This is a genomic window from Myxococcus sp. CA056 (genome assembly GCF_013336715.1).
Lineage (GTDB): Bacteria > Myxococcota > Myxococcia > Myxococcales > Myxococcaceae > Myxococcus > Myxococcus llanfairpwllgwyngyllgogerychwyrndrobwllllantysiliogogogochensis.
Genome location: NZ_JABUMT010000003.1, coordinates 693273 through 711293, shown reverse-complemented (window position 1 = coordinate 711293; position 18021 = coordinate 693273). Strand labels below are relative to the sequence as shown.

The window sequence follows — 18021 nt, the reverse complement described above, 5'->3', positions numbered from 1 at the left end:
ATAACAGAACGCGCCGGCACTGCAAGCAGGGTGGACTCCCAACCACCTAGAAACTTTACGGATTTCCGCCTGCCGCCACCTTGGTGGGGGCAGAAGGGGCCGTGTCCGCCAATCCAGGCCGCAAGGGGACCACCAGGTCGGTCCACCGTGTCTGACGCAGGCGCTCGACGCCGAGGCAGTCCGCCTCCTGGAAGAAGTGCTCCACCTGCTCGAAGCCCGCGGCTCGCGGTCCATCCCAGGTATCCGCGCCTCCGGAAATCATCACCCCGTGCACGGCGAGGGTGGTGTCCGCGAGGGTGAGTGAGGCTGGATCCCTCGCGGGCCGCAGTCCTCCCCGGCGTTGGCGCTCCAGCAGCCCCGCGGCCTCCATGCGGTCCACGACTTCGTGGACGAGCGACTCGGGGACGCGAAGCCGGGTCGCCAGCTCGCGGGGCGTGGGAGCAGGCCCCCCATCCACCCACGTCAGCGTGGTCTCCTGGGCGATGCGGGAGGCCACCAGCTCATGGGCCCGGGGGTGGGTGCCGAACGCGAAGAGGGAGTCGCGGAAGGCGGTGTGCTCGACGGCGTAGGAGAGCCGCGCGCCGAAGAGCAGCAGCAGCCAGCTCACGTAGACCCAGGCGAGAAAGAGGGGAAGGGCGCTCAGCGAGGCATAGAGCAGGTTGTAGCGGAAGCTCCGTGCGGCGAACTCGGCGTAGAGGGACTTGGCGACCATCCACCCGAGCCCGGCGACGAGTCCTCCCGCGAGGGCGGAGCGCACCCGGACGTGCGCATAGGGCGTCCAGAAGTACAGCATCGTCAGCCCCACCACCGCGACGAGCGTGGTGCCCAGGGCGATGAAGGCTCCGGGATACGGCAGGCTCTGCAAGACGCCTCGTACCGCCCGGGTCCCCGTGAAGGACGCGGCCAGGAAGATGGGCCCCAGCAGCAACAGGCCGGCGTAGATGAGCAGGCGGATGCCCCACGGGCGCTGGCGGCGGATGCCCCACAGCTCGTTCACCGCGCCGTCGATGTGGCGCAGCAGCGAGCCCGCGGACAGGAGGATGGCCAGGAAGCCGATGCTGCCGATGGCCACCGAGTTGCTCTGGTCGAGGAGCCGGTTGAGCACCGCGGCGGACTTCTCCTGGACGCCTGGTGCGAGCAGCTCGCGGACGACGGAGCGCAGCCGTTCCTCGAAGCGGTCCTGGTGGAAGGCATTCAGCAGGACCAGGCCGACCGTCAGCAGGGGCACCAGCGAGAACATGCTGATGTAGGTGAGGGCGGCCGCGCGAAGCCGGAGGTTCTCTCCCCGAAACCCCTGGCCCACGGTCCTCGCGGCGAGCACGGTGTCCGTCGCGAAGCGGCCCACCGGAGTGCCCTCGATGGGGGCCCAGACGCGCAACGCCCAGGCTCGTGCCCGGTCTCGGGTGTTTCGCAGCCATGAAAGCGGAGTCTGGGCCACGGCCGCTCTCAGGTACGCCAGCCCACGAAGGGGCGCGCCCCTCGGAGGAAGGGGAGAAGGGGGTGGCGACAGGAGGTCTCGAGCGGAGCGGAGATGAGGGTCATCCGGGACGGAAGTGGGGCAGGGACGTCGACGACGCTCCGCGACATGGGCGGCAAGGCTAGCCAAACCCGAGCCTCCTGGGCCAGCCCACCCCAGTGACGAGGGTGACTGGGGCACACCGTCCGACATCCCCGCCCGGCCCCAAGGGTAGGGCCAGGACGTGAGGCCGCCGCTCTCATGGCCCTCGAGTCGGAGGTGAGGTGCCTCGGCCGCGAAGTCGTGGCTCCCGAGGGGCACGACGGAAGGCCTGGTGCCAGGTTCGAACCCTGTCACCGACGAGCCGTGGACCTTGGTGTGGGAAGGCTTGCCCGGATACCTGGCGCCGGTTTGGCGAGATGCCTCAGGGGAGTTTTGGGCGCTGGCCTGGCGAAGCCTTGCGTGAAGACTCCTGCCCGCCTTTGGGCGAGGCCGGGCGCAAGCGACTGGCTCTGGCGAATGAGACCTTGCTGGCTCTCGAACCCGCCCTGGCTTCGAGCGCGGGATGCGCCGCCCTCGGGACAGAGGGCGGCGCCAATCTCAACCCTCACCCCTCAGCGAGGTGAGGGTTCGATGGGGTGGGGATGCGATGGCATCACCCACTCCACCGTGAAGCATCAGGTCGTGCCGCCCGAGGGGTCCGAGCCGCCCTGACCAGAAGCCGGAGGCGTCGAGCCGCCGCCACCGCTCTCGCCGCCACTTCCTCCGGACGTACCCTGGCCACCGCCGCGCTCACCGCGACGCTCGCCGCGCTCACCACGTTCGCCGCGCTCCGCACGTTCCCCGCGCTCACCACCGCGGTCGGCACGCTCGCCGCGCTCACCACCACGGTCCGCACGCTCAGCACCACGTTCGCCGCGCTCGCCGCCACGGTCCGCACGCTCGCCGCCGCGCTCAGAACCACGGTCCGCACGCTCGCCGCCACGGTCCGCGCGCTCACCACCACGTTCGCCGCGCTCGCCGCTCCGGTCTCCGCGAGGACGGTCGCCGCCACGCTCCGGGCGTCGGCCGCCACCGCCGCCACCACTACCACCGCCGCCACCGCTGCCGCCGCCGCGGTCATCTCGCCGGTCGCCGCCCCGGTCCCGGTCCCTGCCACCGCCTCGGCGGTTCTGGTCCTGGCGTCCGAAGCCACCGCTGTCCGGCTTGCGATGCTGCATCGCAAGCTCGCCATCACCCGAGCCCGGTGACGACGCCACCTTGTGCTCCGGCCCCGTGGCCGAGCGTCCGTAGATGTCGTACTGCTCGCGGTGGTAGTTCTGCTGCGCCTTGACCTGGATGGACTTGTTGTAGCGGTCCATCAAGTGCCGCAGCTCGTTGCGCTCCTCGCCCTGGAGCAGGCGCGCCACTTCCGCGTTGCAGTTGATGACCAGCGTGGAGTCCTTGTAGCCCGGCGCTTCCCGGCGAATCTCGCGGAAGATTTCGTACGCCACCGTGGTGGCCGTCTTCACGAAGCCGTTGCCGTCGCAGTACGGGCAGTCCTCGTGCAGCACCCGGCCAATGGACTCGCGCACGCGCTTGCGCGTCATCTCCACGAGGCCCAGCTCGGAGATGCGCAGCACGTTCGTCTTCGCCTTGTCGCGCCCCAGCGCCTCCTGCAGCGACTTGAAGACCTTGTCCCGGTTCTGCGCCTTCTCCATGTCGATGAAGTCGCAGATGATGATGCCGCCGATGTTGCGCAGCCGGAGCTGGTAGACGATCTCCTTGGCTGCCTCGACGTTGATCTTGGTGATGGTCTCCTCGAGGCTCTTCTTGCCGACGTAGCGGCCCGAGTTGACGTCGATGGCGGTGAGCGCCTCGGCCTGGTCGATGATGAGGTAGCCGCCGCTCTTCAGCCACACCTTGCGCTGCGTGGCGCGCTGCAGCTCCTGCTCGATGCCGTACGCGTCGAAGACGGTGTCGTCGCCCTCGTGCAGCGCCACCCTGTCCCGCAGCGCCGGGTCCTGCGCCGTGACGAAGCCGAGGATGCGCTCGTACTCCTCACGGTCGTCGACGACGAGCTTCTCCACGTCGTGCGCGAACAAGTCGCGCGTGGCGCGCAGGATGAGGTCCAGGTCCGGATGCAAGAGGCCCGGCCCGCCCCGCTTCTCGTTCTTGCGGACGACCTGGTTCCACACCTCGATGAGGAACCGGATGTCGCTCTCGAGCTTCTCCTGCGGCACGTTCTCCGCCACCGTGCGCACGATGAAGCCCGTCCCGGGCGGCCGCAGCCGGTCCACGATTTCCCGCAGACGCCGGCGCTCCTTCTCGTTGGAGATGCGGCGGCTGATGCCCACATGGTCCACCGTGGGCATGAACACCAGCTGACGGCCGGGAATCGAGATGTGCGAGGTGAGGCGCGCGCCCTTCGTGCCGATGGGGTCCTTGGAAATCTGGACCACGACCTCCTGGCCCACCTTCAGCAAGTCCTCGATCTTGTCCGTCCGGCGCTGCTTGACCTTCTCCTTGCCGCCGCCTTCGTCGTGCTTGTCCCGGCGCTTGTCGTCCTGCTTGTGCCGGCCCTTGTCCTTCTCCTTCTCGCGGGCGCGCGGCTCACGCGCCTCCCGGGCCTCGCGCGGGGCGCGGCGCTCTCCGGAGACCTCGGCGGGACGCGCGGCGACGGCCGCCTCCTCACCCGTCGGAGGAGGAATCAGCTCGCTCAGCGCGGTGGCCGCGTGCGGCGGCGGCTCGGGCGGAATCATCGCCACGGCCAACGCGGTGGCCGTTTCGTCGGAGAGGGGCGTGGACTCGGGGGAAGCCTCGGACGTGCCCTCCGTCGGGGACGTCTCGAGCACCGCGACGGCCACGGACGCCGTCTCCACGACGGGCGCCGCCGGCTCGGCGGACACGGTCACCTCGGTCGCGACCACCGTCACGGTGGCCTCGGCGGCGGCCGCGGGGGCCTCCTCGACCGACTCACCGCCCGGGGCCTCGGTGGGGGCTGACGGCACCTCGATGGACGGCGCGGTCGCCGCCAGCTCCATGATGGTGTCGCGCGGCAGGGACTCGGTGCGGTGGGCCTGGTCCTCACCGGCCAGATCCGCCGCTTCCGCCTCCACGTCCACGCTCGGACCCGCGTCCCGTGCCGCTTCTTCGGCGGCATCGGCCTCGGACTCGGTGGGCACGTCGGGGGCGTCCTCGTGCTCTCCCTCCGTCAGCTCGAACTGGGCCCGGGCGAAGTCCGGGTCATAGACGACGTCGCTGACGTAGAGGAAAGCGGCCTTCTCCAGGCCGATGTCCACGAAGGCCGCCTGCATGCCGGGGAGCACCCGGACCACGCGGCCCTTGTAGATATTTCCGACGACGCCCTTGTCCTTTTTACGCTCGAGGTAGAACTCCGCGATGTGCCCGTTCTCGACGAGCGCCACGCGGGTCTCCCGACCCGCGGCGTTGATGACGAGGATGCTGCTCATGGACGAATCCTGGACGCGCGCGCGGTAGGGCGGACCTCACCGGACGGGAGGCGGCAAGACGCCGCGCCTCCGAGCACGCTGCGAAGGGAGAGGCGGCCTCCGGTGGCCCTCCAGTCAGGACGGCCTTCCCGGTCTGTCCGGGTACGGCTCGCGTCACGCTGTCGAGGGCCAAGGGGACCACCGCCTGCTCCTCCGAATTTAGTCGCTCCGCTTTGCGACCGGCACCCTGCCGGGCGGAGCCTTGTCTTCAACCGCGTTCGAGGTCCTCCACCACGCGCGTGCCGCCCGCTCCTTCCTTCCACACCCGGTCGGTGCCCTTCAGTGGGTCACCTTGGGGGGGCGACTGGAGCCCCGGCGCAGCCGACGCGCCCGGAGGTATCCGGGAACGCAACCCGTCAAAAATTCACGACTGGGCGTGACCTTCGCCAATGCGGAGTGTCACACAAGCGCCCAGAAACACGGGGAGTTTTCCACGCCCCCGGCACACGTGTAAAGCCGAGAAACGGCATCCATCCACTGTCGGGCAGATGCCGGATGCCTCCCTGGCGGGTTCTCAGGCCTGGGCGGGGGCCTGCTTGCCGCCTGACGGCTTGTCCAGTCGCCCACGCGGCCGGCGCACGAGCCTCAGGCCCGTCCACGTCGAGTCGATGACGCAGATTTTGTTGTCGACCAGGCCGATATCCAGCGCGGCCTGGCGCACGAAGTCCTCGGAGAGGTTCGTCTTCACGCCCTCGCCGCCGGGCCAGCAGACCCAGATGCCGCCGGTGAGGGCCATGGCGCGCGCCAGGGCGGGCAGCCGCTGCACCAGCTCCTGCGCGTCCTGGGAGAAGAAGAGGATGACATCCAGGCCCGTCACCGCGGTGATGAGGAACTCCACCCCGTCCGGCAGCGGATTGAGCTTCTGCACGAAGCCGCGCGGCGGGTTGATGACGGAGACCTTGGAACCGGCCCGGATGCCCAGCATGGCCGGCAGGGATGCCAGCGCGTAGGGCGTCATGATGTGCGCTCCACGATGAAGTGACTGTACTCGCCAGTGGCCTCGCCGTCCGTGCGCCCGACGCTTTCGACACGCGCCTGGGACGGACCCCGGTGACACCAGCGGATGAATTCTTCCATCATTCCAGGCTCACCCTCCACCACCGCCTCCACGGAGCCGTCCGAGCGGTTGCGCACCCAGCCTACGAGACCCAGGCGCGTGGCCTCCACGCGGGCGCTCTCCCGGAAGAAGACGCCCTGCACCTTGCCCTGGATGCGCAGCGTTGCCCGCCGCGTGCCGCTCATGGACTGAATGCCTCACCCTCTGACGTCCGTCTGCAACAGCTGCAGGAACGCCTGCTCGTCCAGGATTCTTACCCCGAGTTCCTGGGCCTTCTTCAGCTTGGTGCCGGCATCCTCCCCGGCCACCACGAAATCGGTCTTGCGCGAGACACTTCCGGCCACCTTCCCACCCCGACGCTCCACCTCCTCCTTGGCCTGGTCCCGAGTCATACCTGTCATCGAGCCGGTGAGCACCACCGTCTTTCCGACGAAGGGGCCGCCCGTGCTGACCTGGGGCGGGGCGGGGGAGACCCCGGCGTTGAGCAGGGCGAGGATGGCCTCCCGGTTCTGGGGCTCCTGGAAGAAGGCGTGGATGACCTGGGCCATGACGGGGCCCACATCCTTCACCCGGGTGATGTCGTCCAGTGACGCCTCGAAGAGCTGGCGCACATCCGGGAAGCCCTCCGCGAGCGCCTTGGCCGTCGCGTCGCCCACGTGTCGGATGCCCAGCGCGTAGAGGAAGCGGCGCTGGGTGGTTCCCTTGGAGTGCTCCAGCGACTCCAGGAGGTTGTCCGCGCTCTTGTCACCCATGCGCTCCAGCGTCAGGAGCTTCTGCTTGGTGAGGCTGTACAGGTCCGCGAAGGTCTTCACGGTGCCGGTGGCCACCAGCTGCGCGGCCAGCTTGTCGCCCAGGCCTTCGATATCCATGGCGATGCGGCTGGCGAAGTGGCGGATCTTCTCCACCAGCTGCGCGGGGCAGGACGCGCCCGTGCAGCGGATGACCGCGCCGTCCTCGTCCTTCACCGCGGCGGCTCCACAGACGGGGCAGTGCTTGGGGAACTCGAAGGGCTGGGAGCTCTCCGGGCGCTTGGAGAGCACCGTGGAGACGATCTCCGGAATCACGTCTCCAGCGCGGCGCACGAAGACGGTGTCGCCCTTGCGCACGTCCTTGCGGCGCAACTCGTCTTCGTTGTGCAGCGTGGCGCGCGCCACGGTGACGCCGCCCACCTTCACGGGCTTCAAGTGCGCCACGGGGGTGAGCGCGCCGGTGCGGCCCACCTGGATGCCGATATCGAGCACCTCCGTGGACTCCTCCTCCGGAGGGAACTTGTAGGCCACCGCCCAGCGGGGGCTCTTGGAGACCTGGCCCAGCCGCTTGCGCTGGTCCTCGTCGTCCACCTTCACCACCATGCCGTCCACCTCGAAGGGCAGCTCATGGCGGCCCTTCAGGGAGGCGTCATAGGCCTTTCGCACGCCGTCGATTCCCTCGGCGCGCACGTAGCGGTTGATGGGCAGGCCCAGCGACTTCAAGTACTCGAGCTTCTCGATGTGGGACTTGAAGGCGGGCACGCCCTCGGTGGGGACGCACTCGTAAAGATAGACGGAGAGGGGGCGCGCGGCCGTCTCCTTCGGGTCCAGCTGGCGCAGGCTGCCGGCCGCCGCGTTGCGGGGGTTGGCGAAGAGCGGCTCGCCTTCCTCTTCCCGCTTCTCGTTGAGCTTCCGGAAGTCCGCCTTGCGGATGAAGACCTCGCCGCGCACCTCCAGCAGCGCGGGCACCTTCACGTCGTCCAGCGGGAACAGCTCCATGGGCAGGCTGCGGATGGTGCGCAGGTTGCCGGTGACGTCCTCGCCCGTGGTGCCGTCGCCGCGCGTGGCGCCCTGGACGAAGACACCCTTCTCGAAGCGCAGGGCGATGGCGAGTCCGTCCAGCTTGGGCTCACACACGTAGGTGACGCCAGGCTGGCCCAACAGCTTGCGCACGCGCTCGTCGAACTCTACCAGCCCCTCGTCCTCGAAGAGGTTCGCGAGCGAGAGCATGGGGACGCGGTGGACCACCTCGCCGAACTCGTCGGCCGCCTTGCCGCCCACGCGCTGGGTGGGGGAGTCCGGCGTCTGGAGGCTGGGGTGTTTCTCCTCCAGGCCCTGCAGCTCGCGCATCAACGTGTCGTATTGCGCGTCGCTGATCTCCGGCGAGTCGAGCACGTAGTAGCGGTGGTTGTGGTGGGCCAGCTCACGACGGAGCTCGCGGGCTCGTGCTTCTGCGGTCTTGAAGTCGTCCACGGTGGGCGGTCCTTACCCCAAATCGCCCCCTGCGAGGGCGTGTCCAATGCCGCGCAATCTAGAGCGTCCCTCCGACATCGCGTCGAGCCCGTTCCCGGACGTAGGGGCCACGCGCTCGCGGACACCCTGGCACGTAGGCTGTGAATCGCGCCGGGGGTGAGGGCCCGCGAGGACCTGGCACCGGGGCGCCGTGCGGGGATGCCCGGGAGGGCACCTGCGAGGGCTCACGGACCGCGAAGCAACCTCGCGGGTCCTGGTCCCCGGGTCTGAAGTGTCCCTGGTGACGGTGGAAATGTCTGGCGACGGGCTCCTGTTGCTCCAGGAGGAAGAGTCCGTGCCAAAGGCCTCAAGATGCCTTGACAGGCCAGGAGGGGGTCAATAACGTCCCCGCGCGGTTCATTGGCGCAGGAGTTTCGACGGCGCCATCTCTTCCCCAAACCACCGGCCCGCGCCCGCGCAGTCCCGTTCAGGGATTCCGGTAGGGCTGTCCTCCTGGAAGGTGCTTCCGAGGCCGCGCGGAATCTCCCCCGGCAATCGAGCGTCCGAGTCCTCGGGCACCCCACCAATCCCCAAGCGTTCCAGACATGCGCAAAGCCCGTACTTCGAGAGAGAAGGCCGCCGACGTCGTAGTTCCCGTCGAGGCCGACGACAAGCCCCGTCGCAAGCGCGCGGCGGCGAAGACCGCCGAAAGGGAAGATACCGAGAAGCCCTCCCGCACCCGCCGCCCCCGCCGCGACGAGGAAGTCAGCGCGGAGCCGGAGGCCGAGGTGAGCGCCGAGCCGCCCCGCCCGGTCCTGACCCCCATTTCCCGTCCCGTCCGCGACGACGACATCCAGGAGGCGCGTCTTTCCTCTGGAGAGGACGATTCGCCGGCGGCCACGCTGCCTCCCGCGCCGGAGGTCCCCGACGCGCCCGCGATCACGGAAGTCAGCCGCGACGGCGCGCCGATGCAGGTCATCAAGCTCAATGACCTGAAGCGGATGAAGATCACGGACCTGTCCAAGATGGCCCACGACGTGGGCATCGAGAACTACCAGGGTCTGAAGAAGCAGGACCTCATCTTCGCGCTGCTCGGCGGCATCGCGGACAAGCGCTTCGAGGTCCACGCCGAAGGCGTGATGGAGATGCTCAGCGACGGCTTCGGCTTCCTGCGCAGCTCCGACAGCGACTACCAGCCCAGCCCGGACGACATCTACGTGTCTCCGTCGCAGGTGCGCAGGTTCAACCTGCGCCCGGGCGACACGGTGACGGGCCCCATCCGCCAGCCCCGCGAGGGCGAGCGCTTCTTCGCGCTCCAGAAGGTGGACAAGGTCAACTTCACGGACCCGATGTCGGACGCGGCGCGCGAGCGCATCCTGTTCGACAACCTCACGCCGCTGTATCCGACGCGCAAGCTCAAGCTGGAGCACGAGTCGTCGGAGATGACCACGCGCATCATCGACATGTTCTGCCCCATCGGTCTGGGACAGCGCTGCCTCATCGTCGCGCCGCCGAAGGCCGGCAAGACGGTGCTGCTGCAGAACATCGCGCACGCCATCAGCCGCAACCACCCGGACGTGTACCTCATCGTGCTGCTCGTGGATGAGCGCCCGGAAGAAGTCACGGACATGGAGCGCAGCGTGCGGGGCGAGGTCGTCTCCTCCACCTTCGACGAGCCCGCCACGCGGCACGTGCAGGTGGCGGAGATGGTCATCGACAAGGCCAAGCGCCTCGTCGAACAGAAGTACGACGTCTGCATCCTGCTCGACTCGATTACCCGTCTGGCGCGCGCCTACAACACGGTGGTTCCCGCGTCCGGAAAGATTCTCTCCGGCGGCGTGGACGCCAACGCGCTGCACAAGCCCAAGCGCTTCTTCGGCGCCGCGCGCAACATCGAGGAAGGCGGCTCGCTGACCATCATCGGCACCGCGCTCATCGACACCGGCAGCCGCATGGACGAGGTCATCTTCGAGGAGTTCAAGGGCACGGGTAACTCCGAAATCGTCCTGGACCGGAAGCTGATGGAGAAGCGCATCTTCCCGACGCTGGACATCAACAAGTCCGGCACGCGCAAGGAAGAATTGCTCTTGTCGCCGGGCGATCTCGTGCGCATCACTGCGCTGCGCCAGGTGCTCCACCCGTTCACTCCCATCGATGCGATGGAGTTCGTGCTCAAGCACATGCGTCCGACGCCGACGAACGCTGACTTCCTCGGCTCGATGAACCGGTAAGCCACCGCCCATCGGAGGGTCCATGTCTCGTCCCATGTTCGTCCGTCTGCTTCCCCTCTTCATCGGGATGTCACTCGGAGGTGGACTGGGATGCGATGTGGACCCCCTGGGGCCGCTGGATGACGCGCCCCCGGTGCTGTCCGACCGGACCTGCTACTCGGATGACGACTGTGTCGCCAATGCCTGCTGCGGGCTGGGGACCGCCGTCACCCACGCGGATGAAGGCCCGAGCTGTGGCGGTGTGAGCTGCACGGGCGGGTGCCCGGAAGGCTCCATCGACTGTGGCCGCTGCATCCCCTTCTGTCGTGGAGCACGCTGCGACGCCGCCTGTCAGTGAGGCGACTCCCGCGGCCTCACGCCTTTCATGCCGCCATGCGGGCTGCGAAGCTGGGGCGGTGACGACGACCGAACTGGAGTGGGAGCGGCGCATCGCGGAGCTGTGGGCCTCTTTCGACGGGGCTGCTCCCGGTGACTTCCTCGCCCGCGTGGAAGCGCTCTCGGCGGAGCTGCCGGTGGGGCATCCGCGAGCACTGTTCGAGCGGGCGTCGGCCCACGACTCACTCGGACAGGAAGCGCTGGCCGCGCCGCTGTATCGACAAGCCCTGGCCTCGGGACTGAGTGGCGGCCTGCGGCGCCAGGCCGTGATTCAACTGGCCAGCACGCTGCGCAATCTGGGCGAAGTGCAGGAGAGCGTCGCGCTCCTCACCGCCGAGCGGGCCGTCGGGTCCGATGAACTCGATGACGCTGTCTCCGCGTTCCTCGCGCTGTCGCTCGTGGATGCCGGACGCGAGCGGGAGGCGGTGGGGCTCGCGCTCGGTGCACTGGCGCGTCATCTGCCGCGCTACAACCGCTCTCTCTCGAACTACGCCAAGGCGCTCAGGGGCAGGGCTCCGTAGTCGTCTCGCGCGGGAGACGAAGGGGTGCTCAGGCCGCCGGAGTCCGCTGGCCGGTGACAGGGGCCGGCTCGGAGGAGGGGAGCGTCACCACGGGCTGCGGTTGCGCCTTGAGGCGGGCGTAGTCGAAGCAGGCCACGAGGATGGCGGTGATGGGCACGGCGAAGAGCGCGCCCACGAGGCCAAAGAGTCGTTCTCCCGCGATGAGCGAGAAGGCGACGATGACCGGATGGATGCGCGCGGCCTGCCCCATGATTTTGGGGTTGAGGAAGTACGCCTCCACCGCGTGGATGCCGATGATCCACACCAGGATGGCCAGGCCCTTCTTGAAGCCGTCCGCCATCGCGATGAGGACGATGGGCACCGAGCTGAGGATGGTGCCGAAGATGGGGATGAGGCTGAAGAACGTGGCGATGGTGGCCAGCAGGAAGGCGAACTTCACCCCGAAGAGCAGCAGCCCCACGAAGGTCAGCGCGCCGTTGACGACGCAGATGGTGACCTGACCCCGCACGACGCCGGACAGCGAGCGGTCGATTCGCTCGGCGAGCTGCCTTGCGTCGTGCGCGTACTCGGCGGGCACCAGGGTGCCGCAGTACCGGCGGATGGCCTGACCGTCGATGGAGAAGAAGGCCGCCACCATCAGCACGAAGAACAGCGTGAAGACGCCCGCGGCGACCCCGGCGATGATGCTGCGGGACACGCTGACGATGTCCCCCAGGTTCTCCTGCACCAGCGACGAGACGCGCTTCACCGTGTCACTCAGCAACTGCTCCAGGTCCAGCGCGAGGCTGAAGTGCCCTCCGCCCGCGGCGTCCGCGCCCTCCAGCGCCCGGTTCGAGAGCGCCACGGGAATGCCGTAGTCGCTGAGCCACGCCTCCCCGCGCTGCGCGAGCACCTGCACCTGCTCCGGCGTGAGCGTGTTGGCCAGCGCCATCGTGTCCCGGCTGACGCGCGCCATCTCCCGGTAGAGCTGGGGGACCAGCGCCACCAGGAAGAGATACACGCCGACGAAGAAGCCCGCGTAGATGAGCAGGATGGCCGCCCAGTGGGGGACGTTGCGTCCGGCGACCTTCAGCCGGGTGATGCGAGAGACGAGCGGCTGCACCAGGTACGCGATGAGCGCCGCGCCGGCGAAGGGCATCACCACCGAGCGGAACGTCACCAGGGCCGCCGCTACGACGAGCCAGAGTGCACCCAGGATGAGCAGGCGCTTGCGGCGGTCGGTGGTGGGCGTCGGAGGCGGGGTGTCCAGTGGCTGCAACATGCCTCGGGCTTACGGCAGTGCCCGCGCGCTGACAAGGCCCGGCGTCCCTGGTTCTCGTCCGCCCTCCGAGCCGGGGGGCTGCTCCGGTTCCAAGCGAGCGGAAAGTTCGTGGTCCCAGCTTCCTGACGAGGGGACCGCTCACGACTGCTTGTATCGACTGACTTCAAGCCCGGTCTTCAAGCAGACTTCGAGGGGTATTCCGCTGGCTCAGGAGGGGCGTGGTGGCAGGAAAGACCATCAAGTTGTTCTTCGTGGACGGGGACCCCAGTGGTTTGCGGGTTGCGGACGTCATGAACTGGGCGGGTATTGCCCTGGCCGTTCCGCGAAACCATCTGCCCCAGTTCAAGTCGCGCAAGGAGGCCGTGCGCCCGGGGGTGTACATCCTGCTCGGCGATGATCCGGACGCGGTGGGGGAGGTGCGTGGCTACATCGGTGAGACCGAAGCGCTCGGTCAGCGGCTGGCCCAGCATGCTCGGGACTCCTCGAAGGAGTGGTGGACCGAGGCGGTGGTCTTCACGTCGAAGGACGGCAACCTCACCAAGGCCCATGCGAAGCACCTGGAACTCGCGCTGCACACGCTCGCCAGCGAGGCGGCTCGGGTCAACCTGACGAATGGCGCCGCTCCTTCGGGCGCCGCGCTCCCTGAGTCGGACCTGGCTGACATGGAAGGCTTCCTCGAATACGTGCGGCTCACGCTTCCCCCGCTGTCTGGACGTGCGGGCCAGATGCTCGAGCCACGGAGTGGGACGCGGACGAGCGGGCCCGAGTTCACCTATTTGGTGCTCAAGGCGCAGGCTCGGATGCGGAGGTCCTCCGAGGGATATGTCGTGCTGCGCGGCTCGACGGCGGTCCGGAAGACCTACGACTCGATTTCGAAGGGGTACCGGGCGCTCCGCGAAGGGCTTATTCGCGACGGCACGCTGGTCCCTCACGAATCCGCCGAACTGCTTCTGTTCCGCACGGATGCTGTCTTCACCAGCTCTTCGGCGGCGGCCGTGGTGGTCGCTGGCTCTCCCCAAAGCGGCCCTGCTGGGTGGCGCCTGCCGGATGGGACGAGCCTGGGTGCCGTCGAGGCCGCTGAACTCGAATAGCCATCGTCCGTGATGGCTCGGCTCGTTGCTCCTCGACTCGCGATACGAGACGTCGAAAGTCGCGCGTCAGGTCTCTCCCTGTTGGCGAGACCCGCTCACGCCTGGGCGCCCTGCGCGAGCCGGAGCTTCGTCTCCAGCTTGTCCAGGCAGGCTTGCATCTGTTTGCGTTTGACGCGGCCCTCGGTGGCTTCTCCCAGGCTCAGCATCTGCTCCGTGAGCCAGCGCGCGAGGAACAACAGCGACAGCCGGTCCTCCGGCGCCAGTCCTCGTTCGAGGTAGCGCTTGTTGCGCATGTAGTCGTCGAACGCGTCCGTCTCGTGCATCAGCTCCCACCGCGTCAGTCGCAGCGCTTCGGTGTAGACGACCGGCGCGGGGCGCGGATGAGGCTCGGTGAACAGGGGCGCGAAGTGGCCTCCCGTGTCCAGGTCCACCTCCTCCACCGGCGGCGGCCACTTCTGGAGGTCCTGCGCCAGCAGCTTCGCCACCTCCTCCACGAAGTGGTCCATGAGCGGCACGGGCTTCAGGTCGAAGAGGCGGTCCCAGCGCGAGGGCATGTTCCCTCTCTACCTCAAGAGGCGGACGGTGGCAGCGACACGGCGCGCAGACCCTGCGCGCATTCGCCATAACCCGCGACCAGCTCGCGCCGGATGACCTCGTAGACCGCCCGCCGGGTGAGCAGCTCTCCGTGGCCCACGTCGGGAAGTTCGTGGTTGAACACCTGTGGCTGCCCCTCCACGTCCAGCCGCGCTGATGCCCAGGGCGTGACTTCATCCATCTTCGAGTAGAGCGACGCCAGCCGCACGTTCCGCGGAAACGCCCCCATGCGCAGCTGCTTCAGGAACGGCGACACGGGCGTGAGTTGCCACATGCTGCGGCTGAACCACCCGAGCGTCGCGCACCCCAGGTACGCCAGCCGCGAACCCTTGTGCGGAGTGCCGAGCGTGATGAGGTTGCGCACCCGCGCATCTCCGCCCAGGCGCTTCACGTAATACATGCCGATGAGGCCCCCCTTCGAGTGGCCGACGATGCTCAGCGGCCCCATGTGCGGATAGCGCGTGTACATGCGCTCCACCTTCTCACTCACCTTCCGCGCCAGCGCGTCGATGCCGCACGTGTTGAACCGATCCAACGCTCCGCCCAGGTGGATGGACCAGACGGAATAGCCGTCACGCCGCAGCCGCTGCTCCAGCACCTCGAACACGCGGCGCGTGCTGAAGAAGCCATAGAGCAACAACACCGGCCGGGGACAGTGCGTGAAGTCCGTCCTCCGGACGATGTGGTTGGCGCGTGCGTCCAGATGCAGATGGCCCGCGAGGTTTCGCAGTCGTCGTGTCCACCGGCGGTAGTGCGGAACGAGAGGATTCATGGCGCACTCGGTCGGCGCGAGGAGCGCCGTCCGGACACACCCTGTGAATCACGGCCTCGTTCCGCCGGGCTCGCGCGGGGGCCTCAACCCGCGAACGCGTGCTGCTCAACGTCCGGCGTCGGACGGCCCCGGCCCAGCGTCCGGAATTCCACCATCCCCCGTGCCTCCGTCCGTGCCGGCATCCGCCCCACCATCGCCCGGCCCCGTCACGCAGCACGCCGGAACCTTCGCGAAGTACAGCGCCGCCTGGGAGCAGAAGGCGCGGATGTCTCGGTGATGCGCGCCGCAGCCGGTGACGAAGCGGCCGTCCTCGCAGACGGGCTCGGGCGCCGTCGCCGGGTCACACGCCGTCAGGCTCCGCGCGCACACGGCCCGCGAGCGATAGAAGCGCGCGTCGCTCCGGTCTCCCGGCACGACGGTGCAGGTGGTGCCCTGGTCGCACTCCTGGAAGATGGCGCCGGTGGAGCAGGGGCCCACCGTGCAGGCCGTCTCGCAGTTGAGCGCCTCCGAGTCGTCACAGCGAGGAGCCTGGGAGCACGGGTCACCGTCCGAGCAGGCGGAGACGAGAAGGGCGAGTAGCAGCGACGGCAGGAAGCGCGGCAAGGGGAGCCTCGAAGGGGGTCAGGTGAAGCGCTCCAGGAAGTTCATCAGGATTCGCCTCCCAGCGGGAGTGGGAGTCAGGCCCGCGAGCAATCGGGGCACCTGCGCACCGGGCGGAATCCCCCGCGCCACGGCCTCCTGCTCCAGTCCCTCCTGACGCGCGTGGATGACGGCGCGCAGGGCGTCCGGCGCCGCTTCCGGGTGGAATTGCACGCCTCGGACCTTCGGGCGGAACGCCAGCGCCTGCGCGGCCGTGTTGGCGTTGCCCGCGAGCACCGTCGCGCCCTCGGGCACCTGCGCGACGATGTCCTCGTGCGTGGCCTGGGCGGCGAAGACCTCCGGCACCCCGTCGAACAGCGCGTCCCGACGCCCCGCCTCGGTGAGCCTCACCTCCACCGTCCCCGTCTCCCGGCCCTGCGGATTTCGCGCCACGTGTCCACCGTACGCACGCGCGAGCAACTGATGACCAAAACACACGCCAAGCACCGGCGTGCCCTTCTCACCGGCCTCCACCATGAAGTCCGCGACGCGCTCCATCCACGGCTCCAACCGCGTCACCGACAGAGGGGAGCCCGTCATCATCACCGCGTCGTACGCATGCGCGTCCCGTGGCAACGGCGCGTCGCGGTGCACCGGGAGGATGTCGAAGCGATGGCCCTCCAGTCCGATGGTGCCCAGGAACCAGTGCTCGTAATCACCGACGGTGAGGCGCACGGACTCAGCAGCCTCGCCGGCTTTCAGCAACAAGACGTTCTTCACCACCGCAGGTTGCCGCGTCTGGACGTCATTCCTACCCTGTCGTGCCACCTGTGTTCGCTCCTGGCCAATCTGTCTGGAACGCCCCTGTGCGCCCCGAGGAATCCCCATGCTAGACGCCCGCTCGCTCTCCCCCCGGCTGCCCGTCCTGCAACTGCTCATCGATGGGCAGGGCGTGGACCCCCTCGAAGGGGGCTCGCTCCCGGTGGTGAATCCCGCCACGGGTGAGAAGGTGTGCGATGTACCCAGCGCCACCGCCGCCGACGTGGACCGCGCGGTGAAAGCCGCCCGTCGCGCCTTCGAGTCCGGCCCGTGGAGCAAGATGTCCGCCCGGGAGCGCGGCAAGCTCATCCGCAAGCTGGCCGACCTGCTGTGGCAGCGCCGCGAGGAGTTCGCGCTCGTCGAGTCGCTCAACAACGGCAAGACCTTCCGCGACGCCGTCCGAGGCGACGTGGCCCCGGGTGCCGGCACGCTCGCGTACTTCGCGGACTGGGCGGACAAGATTCATGGCGAGGTGCTCCCGGTGGACGGCCCCTTCCACACCTACGTGCTCAAGGAGCCGGTGGGCGTGGTGGGCCTCATCGTCCCGTGGAACTACCCCACGTGCATCCTCTGCTGGAAGCTGGGGCCCGCGCTCGCCGCGGGCTGCACGGTGGTGGTGAAGCCCTCCGAGATGACGCCGCTGACGGCGATGAAGCTGGGCGCGCTCGCGCTCGAGGCGGGCTTTCCTCCCGGGGTCCTCAACGTCGTCACCGGCTACGGGGACCCCGCGGGCGAGGCGCTCGCGCGGCACCCGGACGTGGACAAGATTTCCTTCACCGGCTCCGGTCGCACCGCGCGCCGGCTGATGCAGGCGTCGGCGGGCAGCAACCTCAAGAAGCTGACGCTGGAGCTGGGCGGCAAGAGCCCGCAGGTCATCTTCTCCGACGCGGACCTGGAGCGCGCCGTGGAGGCGTGCTTCTGGGGCATCTTCGGCAACAAGGGCGAGACGTGCAACGCGGGCAGCCGCGTGCTCGTGCAGGACGGCATCTACGACGACTTCGTGGCCCGGCTGGCGGACCGCGCGCGCAAGCTGCGCGTCGGAGACCCGTTGGACCCGTCCACGGAGATGGGCGCGCAGGTGAGCCAGAAGCAGCTCGACACCATCCTCGGCTACGTCGAGAGCGGCCGTCAGCAGGGCGCGAAGCTCCTGGCCGGTGGTGAGCGCGACACGGAGAGCGTCAAGGCGAAGGGCTACTTCATGCGGCCCACCATCTTCGGCGACGTGAAGCCGGACATGAAGATTGCCCAGGAGGAGATTTTCGGACCGGTGCTCAGCTGTCTGCGCTTCCGCGATGACGCGCAGGCGCTGGAGCTGGCCAACGGCACGCTCTACGGCCTGGCCGCCTCGCTGTGGACGCGCGACGTGGCGAAGGCGCACGCGCTGGCTCGCAAGGTGAAGAGCGGCGTGGTGTGGATCAACTGCTTCAACGAGTTCGACGATGCCGCGCCGTTCGGCGGCTACAAGGAGTCCGGCTGGGGCCGCGATTTGTCGCACCACGCGCTGGATGGCTACCTCCAGTGCAAGGCGGTGTGGACGCGCCTGCCGACGGACACCTGAGCATTCCCTCACCCC

The 18021-nt window shown here is 68.7% G+C and carries 15 protein-coding genes; 5 read left to right on the top strand and 10 right to left on the bottom strand.

Features of this window, described 5'->3' with window-relative positions; translation table 11 throughout:
* Window positions 1-55: 55 nt before the first annotated feature.
* From HUA76_RS17370 to ligA, 5 genes are all read right to left on the bottom strand, one after another.
* A complete protein-coding gene (locus tag HUA76_RS17370; RefSeq protein WP_371745488.1) occupies window positions 56-1438 on the bottom strand; it encodes a YhjD/YihY/BrkB family envelope integrity protein in 1383 nt (460 codons plus the stop codon).
* 695 nt (window positions 1439-2133) lie between these two features.
* Window positions 2134-4908 carry an Rne/Rng family ribonuclease gene (locus HUA76_RS17365; protein WP_174453112.1) on the bottom strand — a complete coding sequence of 925 codons (2775 nt, stop codon included), beginning with the start codon at window positions 4906-4908 and terminating at the stop codon, window positions 2134-2136.
* Window positions 4909-5461: 553 nt separating this feature from the next.
* A complete protein-coding gene (locus tag HUA76_RS17360; protein WP_141645932.1) occupies window positions 5462-5905 on the bottom strand; it encodes a DUF3052 family protein in 444 nt (147 codons plus the stop codon).
* Entirely contained in the window at window positions 5902-6189 is a 288-nt protein-coding gene (locus HUA76_RS17355) for an acylphosphatase (RefSeq protein ID WP_141645931.1), read from the bottom strand. Before HUA76_RS17355 ends, HUA76_RS17360 begins: the two co-directional genes overlap by 4 nt.
* 12 nt (window positions 6190-6201) lie before the next feature.
* A complete protein-coding gene (gene ligA, locus HUA76_RS17350) occupies window positions 6202-8226 on the bottom strand; it encodes an NAD-dependent DNA ligase LigA (RefSeq protein ID WP_174461502.1) in 2025 nt (674 codons plus the stop codon).
* 584 nt (window positions 8227-8810) lie between these two features.
* Here ligA and rho point away from each other — a divergent pair.
* From rho to HUA76_RS45365, 3 genes are read left to right on the top strand one after another with little or no spacing between them, the layout of a single operon-like run.
* Complete coding sequence (rho, locus tag HUA76_RS17345; protein ID WP_174453115.1) at window positions 8811-10436, top strand: transcription termination factor Rho; 1626 nt, start codon at window positions 8811-8813, stop codon at window positions 10434-10436.
* A 22-nt stretch (window positions 10437-10458) separates the two neighbouring features.
* Window positions 10459-10773, top strand: coding sequence for a hypothetical protein (locus HUA76_RS17340; protein WP_141645929.1), 315 nt, complete (start codon window positions 10459-10461; stop codon window positions 10771-10773).
* Between the two features lie 58 nt (window positions 10774-10831).
* The gene (locus tag HUA76_RS45365) at window positions 10832-11332 is read left to right on the top strand and encodes a tetratricopeptide repeat protein (protein ID WP_174461501.1); all 501 of its coding nucleotides are present in this window, start codon (window positions 10832-10834) and stop codon (window positions 11330-11332) included.
* Window positions 11333-11360: 28 nt separating this feature from the next.
* Here HUA76_RS45365 and HUA76_RS17330 read toward each other — a convergent pair whose 3' ends face one another.
* Window positions 11361-12593: an AI-2E family transporter gene (locus HUA76_RS17330; RefSeq protein WP_174453118.1), complete on the bottom strand. Its 1233-nt coding sequence runs from the start codon at window positions 12591-12593 to the stop codon at window positions 11361-11363.
* A 221-nt stretch (window positions 12594-12814) separates the two neighbouring features.
* On the opposite strand from HUA76_RS17330, the gene HUA76_RS46455 reads away from it, so the two are divergent.
* Complete coding sequence (locus tag HUA76_RS46455; protein ID WP_174461500.1) at window positions 12815-13684, top strand: GIY-YIG nuclease family protein; 870 nt, start codon at window positions 12815-12817, stop codon at window positions 13682-13684.
* Window positions 13685-13779: 95 nt separating this feature from the next.
* On the opposite strand, the gene HUA76_RS17320 is transcribed toward HUA76_RS46455, so the two are convergent.
* The 4 genes from HUA76_RS17320 to HUA76_RS17305 all read right to left on the bottom strand — a co-directional run bounded on the left by HUA76_RS17320 (window position 13780) and on the right by HUA76_RS17305 (window position 16457).
* Window positions 13780-14238, bottom strand: coding sequence for a hypothetical protein (locus HUA76_RS17320; RefSeq protein ID WP_174453120.1), 459 nt, complete (start codon window positions 14236-14238; stop codon window positions 13780-13782).
* Window positions 14239-14252: 14 nt separating this feature from the next.
* The gene (locus tag HUA76_RS17315; protein ID WP_174453121.1) at window positions 14253-15050 is read right to left on the bottom strand and encodes a triacylglycerol lipase; all 798 of its coding nucleotides are present in this window, start codon (window positions 15048-15050) and stop codon (window positions 14253-14255) included.
* A 105-nt stretch (window positions 15051-15155) separates the two neighbouring features.
* On the bottom strand, window positions 15156-15653 hold the full coding sequence (locus HUA76_RS17310) for a hypothetical protein (protein WP_174461499.1): 498 nt from the start codon (window positions 15651-15653) through the stop codon (window positions 15156-15158).
* Between the two features lie 18 nt (window positions 15654-15671).
* Complete coding sequence (locus HUA76_RS17305) at window positions 15672-16457, bottom strand: glutamine amidotransferase (RefSeq protein ID WP_371823488.1); 786 nt, start codon at window positions 16455-16457, stop codon at window positions 15672-15674.
* A 58-nt stretch (window positions 16458-16515) separates the two neighbouring features.
* Here HUA76_RS17305 and HUA76_RS17300 point away from each other — a divergent pair, with 58 nt between their 5' ends.
* Window positions 16516-18006, top strand: a complete 1491-nt coding sequence (locus HUA76_RS17300) for an aldehyde dehydrogenase family protein (RefSeq protein WP_174453124.1) — start codon at window positions 16516-16518, stop codon at window positions 18004-18006.
* The last annotated feature ends 15 nt before the right edge of the window (window positions 18007-18021 follow it).